Origin of the sequence: Legionella clemsonensis (assembly GCF_002240035.1) — a bacterium.
GTDB classification, from domain to species: domain Bacteria; phylum Pseudomonadota; class Gammaproteobacteria; order Legionellales; family Legionellaceae; genus Tatlockia; species Tatlockia clemsonensis.
Window position 1 is genome coordinate 670,683 of record NZ_CP016397.1, and the last position, 8,619, is coordinate 679,301.

Below are 8,619 nucleotides of genomic sequence, written 5' to 3' on the forward strand. Positions count from 1 at the left end.
GGTTGAAAAATGAATTTCTCTATATACACAGGATTGTTTCCTGTCACCTTGACTATTAGTAACCAGGTAAATTTAGGATAATATCTTCTTCGGCACTTTGATCCTCTTTTGATTGCAGAATCAAAGAGTTGGATTACTATAATCCATTAAAGTGCCCTACATTTGGGGGAGAGCCAAAAACTAGAGTTACTATATAATAGTAGCGCATAATCTTAATCAATTTAATTTCAGACCAATGTGTCGGGAGATTCCAGTCACTCTCCACGCATCATTTTTGGAAATATCTATGAATTTAAATAAACCATTCTCTAACATATCAACAGCAAGTAAGCTTATACTTTTATGGACACCTTGTTTCTCTTTTATTATATTTAATTTTTTCCCTCTTCTCTTTCCAGAATTAATTAGCAACCTTAACTCAAATTTCTGGCCAGCAACCTTAATTGTTTTAACGGTACTTCTAAAATGTTGGTTTATCATCCTACTTCCTGGCATATGGACCTTATTGATGATTCATTTCTTTACACCTATGAAAGAAATCTTAATCCATAAATGTATTGATTTACAATTTCAAACAGTAAAGCAGTATTTTTTTTATCCAATCGTAATCATATGTTTTTATTTGGCTCTCATTAAATATTATTTTCATGGAGAGATTAAAAATATTTTTGCTTCCTTAATAGCATTAAGCTTTATGTTTAGCTTTTTCATTTATTATAAACAATCACAAAAACACCTCCCTGCATATATAAGCCATAAGACATTTTTTTTGAAAAAAGGAGCTAATACTTTATTAATAGCTAGCACGTTCTATATTTTCATTGCTTTCATTCTTTTCTTTTTAGCTTTACTTATTGAAAAATGCGCTATTCCCTTTGCGCCTATAAAAAATCAAAAATCATTAGAATTTACATATTTTTTTGCACTATTGCTTTTATTTACATTACCTTCACAATGTCTTTTAATTGCATTTACACGCAAGTCAGAAGACACATATGTGTGGCTATTAAATGCTATTTTTACCATGTTATGCATTTTTTTTCTTTATATCGAATGGTGTTCTCCTATCTTGAAACCCGAATTAAAGAAATATCACTATGCCTTTTTTAATGATATTGTGTACTACTTTGACATACCTTCGTGCTTAATTTTAGAACAAAATAAAATAAAACTAGAGTACTTAGATAAAAAGCTATGTACTGTGAAAGAAAAATTTGAAACTACATCTGCTATTGGTAGGGAGCTTATTTTAACGTTTAAAAATAATCAACGAATTGTAATTCCAAAACCGCATTATTACTCTCAATTATTAGTCGCATACAATAAAAATTGAAATGAATGTCACTCGATATGTATTTATTACTCTAAAGGATTGAACAAATAATGCTTCAGAGTAAATGCAGCAATAGGTTTCACCTTTTGTTTATCTCTTCTATAACTGATCATGAGGTTGCACTTCCTTATAAACTTTGCTGCGCTAACCTCATTTTAGAATTTTAAAAGTAGATTATGGCAGCTGAGAGTTCATCGATTGGGGATTTTATCTCGGTTGCAAGCACCTGGGATACGCATTCTGACCTATGGCACTAAATCTAACCCTTTCGAGTCTTTTTAGGTTTTGTTTAAGATTACATGTGCAAGAAATGCCTATTAGCATACGGGTGTAGGAGGCTGAAGGGGTGAAGTGTAATGAAAGTTCCTTTGACATAAACTATGAGTGCCCCCAATGCCTATCGGGTAAGCTCGCCTTTCCACTCTGCAAGACCACCACGAAGATGGAGGACTTTTCGAAAGCCCAATTTTAGTAAGTGACTAGCCCCTTCGGCGCTTCTTTTGCCGATTTGGCAATAGACAAGATAGGTTAATGTGGGGTCTAATTTGTGAATAAGGCGCTCATCCGATAATAATTGAGGAAGCGGTAAATGAACGGCATTGTTTACATGACCCGTTTGCCATTCACCGAGTTCCCGTACATCTAAGAATACAACATCCTTTCTATTTAAATACTTTTCTCCCTCTATCGCTGAAATATGCGGTATTTGTTTGGTTTCAGAAGCACATTTTTTTTCCAAATCATGAAGAAAAATCGCTGCCTTTGGTTTGTTGCATATCACACAGGTTTTTCTTTTTTTTATCCTGATGGTATTGACCGCCATAGTGCGTCCATCAATTGTCCAAAGCTTTCCTATCAAAGGCTTAAAGGGGGCAATAGGGCTAGGGGGCTGATTAATGATCCATTTAATTGTTTCCATCGATTGCACACAACCAATAATACCAGCCAATGCACCCAAAATGCCGAATTCTGCACAATTTGGAATATAATGTTGAGGCGGTTCTGGATAAAGACAGCGATAACATGGACCGGCTTTATCACCAAAAACAGTTACACGACCTTCAAAGCCTAGTATTGAAGCATAAACGTTAGGAATACCCCGCTTTAAAGCGGCATCATTAATAAGATATTTGGTGCTAAAATTATCACTGCCATCAACTACAATATCATAATTCTGCAATATTTTTTCAGCATTTGATGCCTCCAGTACCTCATCATAAATATGAATTTCCAAATGCTTATTGAGTTGAAGTAATTCTTTTCGAGCGGCGATTACTTTTTTCTGCCCAATGTCCCGCTCACTAAAGAGAATTTGACGGGGTAAATTAGTAATATCCACTTTATCGCCATCAATAATACCTATGGTACCTACACCTGCTGCAGTTAAGTAGATTAATATAGGCGAGCCTAATCCCCCTGCGCCTACACAGAGTACTTTAGCCTTCTTAAGCTTTTCTTGCCCATCAATACCAATTTCTGGCAAGATTATTTGCCTCTGATATTGCTTCAACTCCTCAGAGGAGAGTGTAATTTCGGAGTGCTTAACCATAATCTATTTTTTCAATGTAAAGTTACCTGCTAAGTATTGATTTGAGCCATCAAAATAATTCTCCTGTTTCCATCTTGGCAATCGTTTTTTAATTTCATTAATAATATAACCCGCCATATCATGGGCTAATTTAAAAGAACTAGCCGATACCATTACAAGGGTACACACTTCTCCAGCTGGGATATATCCAGTTGTACAGGAGATATAGATAGCTGCATTGTTATCAAAGTGTTTTTTAGCTTCGTGTGCAATATCCCTCAACGTTTTTTCAGCCAAGGCCGTATGCATTTCATAGGTTAAACCTCGTACTGCTTTATTTTTATTGTACGAATCGATATATCCCACCATCATACTGAGGGCACGCGAGTGATTTTTTTAATAAATTCTTGGTAAATTTCTACAATGTCTGACAAAGGAGAAAATAAAATTTTTATGGTAATATTATTTAATTGAGTGCTCATTTTATCCTCCACAAACGGGCGGTAAAATTGCAATTAAATCTCCAGATTGCAACACAAAATCGTCTTCCTCGATTAAATCATCATTTTTTGCAAAGGCTGAACTTTTAAGGATTTGTATGAGCTCCTTGTTTTTTTCCTCACTATAGGATGTGCTTTGGCAAAGCGTAGTATAGATAATTTGAGAAAGAGCCTGAATTGTTAAATGGGCTGGTACCTTTATCTTCAACAGCTTGTCATCAGGATGATAATTATGCAAAATCCCATAGAACTTTATATTAATTTGAATATCCAATTTGGCTCCTAATCAATTAAAAACGTTGCAGCTCCTCAACAGCTTTTACAAGAAGCTCTGGTAAGACTCTCATCGATTCATATATCGCATTTTTTGAACCAGGTATTGTTACAATTAAAGAGCGGCCTAAAACCGCCCCAAGAGAGCAGCTTAACCAGGTAAAAGGGGTATGTTGTTCACCTGTTTTCCTAAGCAATTCACCGAAGCCTGGTATTAACCGATCAGAAATTTCGATGACAGCTTGGGTAGTAACATCCCGTTTAGTAATTCCAGTTCCGCCACGCAAGAAAATGACATGACAAGAAGCATCGGCGGCCTTTTTTATTTCTTGTTGGATTAACTCTTTTTCATCAGGTACTAAGGCATAAGAAATGGCTTTAGCCCCAAGTTTTTCAAGTTCTTCTTTTAAATAAATGCCAATGTCAGGATAGTCTTCGTGCCCTTGATAAGCACGATCACTGATACTGATTACTGCCATTCGTAAATCCGCAAAGGGGGTTTGAGAAAACAATTTTTGCTGCAACCATTCTGGGACACCTTGAGAATGTACCCATAATCCTGATTTACCCCCTTCTTTATATAAAAGATAAATGTCACTTATCAATAACTCTTTATTGACTATTTTGCAAAGATCATAAATGGATAATAAGGCAGCATTGACGCCGGCTAAGGCTTCCATTTCCACACCGGTCTTAGCAAATGCTGAGACGATGCAATAGATCATAATTGAAAATTCTTTTTCATTCGGTTCCGACAGTACAATAACTTGATCTAAATTTAAGGGATGGCAAAGAGGGATACATTGAAAAGCACATTTCGCCCCCGTAATTCCTGCCACTTCAGCAAGTATTAAAGGATCACCTTTGGGCATGGTTTTATCTTGAATTTTCCTAAACGCTTTTTCACCCACATAAATTTTTCCTTGTGCGACAGCGCAGCGGAAGGTCGGAGTTTTTTTCCCTATATCCACCATTCTATAAGCATGTTCAGGAAGACTATTATTCCATGGATCAGAAATGGCTTCTTTCTTGCTAGATTCTGAAGTATGCTGATGTATCATTCCTGCTCGCTCCTCGTTTAAATAAATTAGCCACCTACCCGAAACATGTCGACTTTTTTTCTTCTTTGAATCTCTTTCAATGAAAGTGAATGACGAATTTCGGAGTAGCGATCTTGACGCAACTGCCAACGTTGGCCTAACCATTCTTTTAATTTCTGATCACTAATACCATTACGCAACGCTTGTCTTATATCTAGCTTTTTTTCAGCAAATAAGCAGGTATAAAACTGGCCGTCTGCAGATAAACGCGCGCGGGTACAATTTCCACAAAAGGGCTGACTTACTGAAGAGATTACACCAATTTCACCAGACCCATCTAAATATCGATAGCGTTTTGCTACCTCCGATCCCGTGTTGTTGATCGGCTCCAAAGGATATTGGGAATGAATTTGTTCTATGACTTCAGAAGATGGAATTACTTGTGTCCAATCCCAACCTCTACTATTTCCAGTGTCCATAAATTCAATAAAACGAAGGACAATTCCAGTACCTTTAAAATAGCGCACAAGCGGTAATATCTCCTGTTCATTTACACCACGTCTTAAAACAGTATTGATTTTTATGACATCAAAACCAGCTTTTTTTGCATGTTCTATCCCATGCAAAACCCGATTGATATCAACTGGACGACCGGCCATTTTTTTAAAAGTCTCTTCATTGAGAGAATCAATGCTAATGGTGACACGCTGTAGCCCTGCCTTGTGCAATAAGAGGGCTTTTTCAGCTAAAAAATAACCATTCGTCGTTAAAGCAATGTCATTAATTTCTGGAATTTTAGCAATTTGTCTAACTAATTCTTCAAGATTCTTTCTGAGTAAAGGCTCTCCTCCTGTTAGCCTGATCTTAGAAACACCCAGAGCTGTGAATGCTTTAATTACACGAATGATCTCAGCAAAACTTAGAAGTTGAGCTTTTTTAAGAAAATGAAATTGATCATAAATTTCCGCAGGCATGCAATAAGTACAACGAAAATTGCAGGAATCGATCACTGATACACGTAAATCTTTTAGCCTCCGTTTCAGCTTATCTTTGACAATATAATCCGCTGACCTCATGCATTGTTCTTAAATGTGAATATATTAAAAAAGTATAGGTTATAGTGATTGTGTTATCCAGAACTAGCCTTTTTTAACCGACCACTAAGCTTCCTATGCCTCTGGGTTAGCATAAATCGTACTGGATCACAGGCAATTCTCAATCTATAGTGGGTTAGTGCCTCATGAATGCACCATAATACCTGTGCTATTTTAAGCGTATATAATAAGTGGTCTTTGCTGAGTATGATGTGCAATAATTTGTGGAACAGGGGCTTGAAACCCAGTATACAAAACCTGAGTAATAGGAGCCTCTAATGCAAGCTGTTCTGGTATTTGCTTCATATAAATAATGCCCTGACTTGTCAGGAAGCGCGCTACATAAGACCAACTAGTAGGTACGTACATGTTAATTATTTTTGGCGGACTCCCGGGAACCGGGAAAACAACTTTATCAAAACAACTTGCTAAACAATTAAAAGCAGTTTATCTACGAATTGATACAGTGGAACAGGCATTTAAAAAATTCTCTGGTTTTGCGGAAAAAAGGGTTGGGCCTGAAGGGTACATGATATCTTATGCTATTGCATTAGATAACCTAAAGCTAGGACTTTCTGTAGTTGCTGATTCAGTCAACCCCATTGCTATTACACGTAATGCTTGGCGAAAAGTAGCAATGGATGCAAATACTCCTTTTATTGAAATCGAGCTGGTGTGTTCAAATGCCAAAGCGCACCAACGCCGCATTGAAACCAGGAAAGCCGATATACCAGGACACAGGTTACCTAACTGGATTGATGTATTAAATCGAGATTATGAACCATGGCTATCAAAATCAATGACCTTAGACACCTCGGAGTATTCTATTGAGGAATCAGTAGAGCTCATTATGGATTTTATCAGGTCAAAGATTTGAATGAATCTAATTAATAATCACTATGACTATTGATGATAAAAAACAGCGTGATGTGAAGCAACAACTCAATGAATGCCTTGATGTGCTGACAAAGGTTTTAGGCGCAGATCTTTTAGGCGTTTATCTTTATGGCTCTTTTCTTGTAGGCGGTTTACAAAAGTACAGTGACATTGACTTATTTGTTGTCACCAATCGTGCCATGAACACTAAAGAAAAAAGGGAGTTAATTAGCCATCTTCTTCAAATATCAGGCATTTATATGAAAAGTACAAAGCCACCGCTAGAAGTGACCCTAGTGGAAAAGAGGGCTATCAATCCGTGGCATTATCCTCCTCTTTTTGATTTTCAATATGGTGATTGGCTGCGTCAATCCTTTGAAAAGGGAAATGTTGCACCATGGCAAAGTCGTGAAATGCCTGATCTTGCTTTGATTATTACGCAAGTATTATTGAAGAGCCACACCTTGTTCGGATCAAAGCCTGAACAATTATTAGCCCCCGTCCCTTATCGTGATTTTATAAAGGCGATGCTCCATGATCTTGAGAGACTTTCAGCTGATCTTGAACACGATACTCGCAATGTGCTACTGACCTATGCACGAATTTGGAGTACGTTAGTAACGAATGAGATTAGATCAAAACCTGCTGCAGCTGATTGGGTAGTGCAGCGTTTACCTAAAAGGTACCAGCCTGTAATAAACAGAGCTAAATCCATATGCATTGGTTGGGAAGAGGAATACTGGAATGATATTAATGTACTTGTAAAATCCTGTGCAGATTTTATGTTAAGCAGAATTAATGAACAAACGTCAGCAGTAAACTTAAAAGATCCTTCCAAGGTAATCACGTTAGCGTAAATCTTTTCCTGTAGTCACTTCATTGGGTTTGATAATTGCTTTTCGAGCTGCCGCAAGTTCTGCCTCGGTAAATTTTCCTTATAGCCTGTCCCGACCGAATTGATGCGTCTAATATTCACTGCATTTGAAAATTTTCTCTGTTCCGCCACTTAAATTGCTATTACCTCCATCCCTGATTTTTCGACATGCTCGTCAGGCAATTCAAGCCCTCTCAATTGATAAATTCGGTTATAAGCAATACCGCGGTTAGACTGAAACAAACTGAGTTCATTTTTTTCAATATAGCGTGCTGATGAAGCTTCTTGATAATTAGTAGCGCCGCATAACTCTATTCTTTCCGCAGGAGCAAAGAAAGAATATTTTGTCTCTCTTATAGTCACAAGATGCTTTTTTTCATTAGTGCAACAAGCTTGCGCTAAATGAAACGTTAAAAGAGCTGATGCAACAACTGTGAGCAACATAACTGCAGCTAATAATGCAGGAGGGAATGCACAAAAAAATCCCAAGGGGACATTTATTATAAAAGCAGCAAGTGCAGAACAAATTAATGCATCACAGAGGCTATATTTCCTGTAAAAATTATCAACAGCATAATATTTGAACTTTTCGTTCAGCTTGAGTGATTCTGATAATGCACCATACACCCAATAATAGGGATTAAGGTACACACTCATAAAGGCATGACAAGTACTTCTTACTCCCCAAAAGCCACTTAATTTTAAATATTCTTCATGAATAATTTTATTTAACTCAGTATTAAACCATAGGATATGGTCATCTATTCTAGAGAAAAAAGAATTAATTATCGGATCTTTCTTTAACTCCCTTAAAAAAGATTGATAATCCTCATCTTCTTCTTTACTTAAATAATTATAAGAAATATTTTTTTCTTCATCATATTCTTTTCTTGTCTGAGCATTTCCTAACACTAAATAGGCAAGCCTCACTTGTTGAAACTTCTGATTCAGTTCATCTAACTTTTCAGGAGGTAATTCAGGATGTTTATCTGGATGAATATCAAGTAGTTTTTTTGTGTAGGCTTTTTTAATGTCAGCTTGAGTAATCGTTTGTTTATTCTTTGGATCCAATCCTAAAACTTCATAATAACTAGGCATAAT

At 36.6% G+C, this 8,619-nt stretch carries 10 protein-coding genes; 3 read left to right on the plus strand and 7 right to left on the minus strand.

Translation table 11 applies throughout. From position 1 onward, the window contains the following. Positions 1-216: 216 nt before the first annotated feature. Complete coding sequence (locus clem_RS14955) at positions 217-480, minus strand: hypothetical protein (RefSeq protein ID WP_094090244.1); 264 nt, start codon at positions 478-480, stop codon at positions 217-219. A gap of 49 nt (positions 481-529) precedes the next feature. On the opposite strand from clem_RS14955, the gene clem_RS02950 reads away from it, so the two are divergent. Beyond that, complete coding sequence (locus clem_RS02950; protein WP_232505538.1) at positions 530-1,333, plus strand: hypothetical protein; 804 nt, start codon at positions 530-532, stop codon at positions 1,331-1,333. 397 nt (positions 1,334-1,730) lie between these two features. Here the strand turns inward: clem_RS02950 and clem_RS02955 are convergent, their stop codons facing one another. The 5 genes from clem_RS02955 to moaA all read right to left on the minus strand — a co-directional run bounded on the left by clem_RS02955 (position 1,731) and on the right by moaA (position 5,750). Beyond that, positions 1,731-2,882 carry a HesA/MoeB/ThiF family protein gene (locus tag clem_RS02955; RefSeq protein ID WP_094090246.1) on the minus strand — a complete coding sequence of 384 codons (1,152 nt, stop codon included), beginning with the start codon at positions 2,880-2,882 and terminating at the stop codon, positions 1,731-1,733. A gap of 3 nt (positions 2,883-2,885) precedes the next feature. Further along, entirely contained in the window at positions 2,886-3,233 is a 348-nt protein-coding gene (locus clem_RS02960) for a molybdenum cofactor biosynthesis protein MoaE (protein ID WP_094090247.1), read from the minus strand. A 111-nt stretch (positions 3,234-3,344) separates the two neighbouring features. Then, the gene (locus clem_RS02965) at positions 3,345-3,635 is read right to left on the minus strand and encodes a MoaD/ThiS family protein (RefSeq protein WP_094090248.1); all 291 of its coding nucleotides are present in this window, start codon (positions 3,633-3,635) and stop codon (positions 3,345-3,347) included. Between the two features lie 16 nt (positions 3,636-3,651). Next, on the minus strand, positions 3,652-4,695 hold the full coding sequence (locus clem_RS02970; protein WP_094090249.1) for a cyclic pyranopterin monophosphate synthase MoaC: 1,044 nt from the start codon (positions 4,693-4,695) through the stop codon (positions 3,652-3,654). Positions 4,696-4,721: 26 nt separating this feature from the next. Then, positions 4,722-5,750, minus strand: coding sequence for a GTP 3',8-cyclase MoaA (moaA, locus tag clem_RS02975; protein ID WP_094090250.1), 1,029 nt, complete (start codon positions 5,748-5,750; stop codon positions 4,722-4,724). Positions 5,751-6,135: 385 nt separating this feature from the next. Between moaA and clem_RS02985 the strand changes: the two genes are divergently transcribed. Further along, positions 6,136-6,645 (plus strand): AAA family ATPase, encoded by a 510-nt coding sequence (locus tag clem_RS02985; RefSeq protein WP_094090251.1) that lies wholly within the window; start codon positions 6,136-6,138, stop codon positions 6,643-6,645. A gap of 22 nt (positions 6,646-6,667) precedes the next feature. Then, entirely contained in the window at positions 6,668-7,501 is an 834-nt protein-coding gene (locus clem_RS02990; protein ID WP_094090252.1) for an aminoglycoside adenylyltransferase family protein, read from the plus strand. Positions 7,502-7,650: 149 nt separating this feature from the next. On the opposite strand, the gene clem_RS02995 is transcribed toward clem_RS02990, so the two are convergent. Beyond that, the gene (locus tag clem_RS02995; protein ID WP_094090253.1) at positions 7,651-8,616 is read right to left on the minus strand and encodes a J domain-containing protein; all 966 of its coding nucleotides are present in this window, start codon (positions 8,614-8,616) and stop codon (positions 7,651-7,653) included. Between the last annotated feature and the right edge of the window lie 3 nt (positions 8,617-8,619).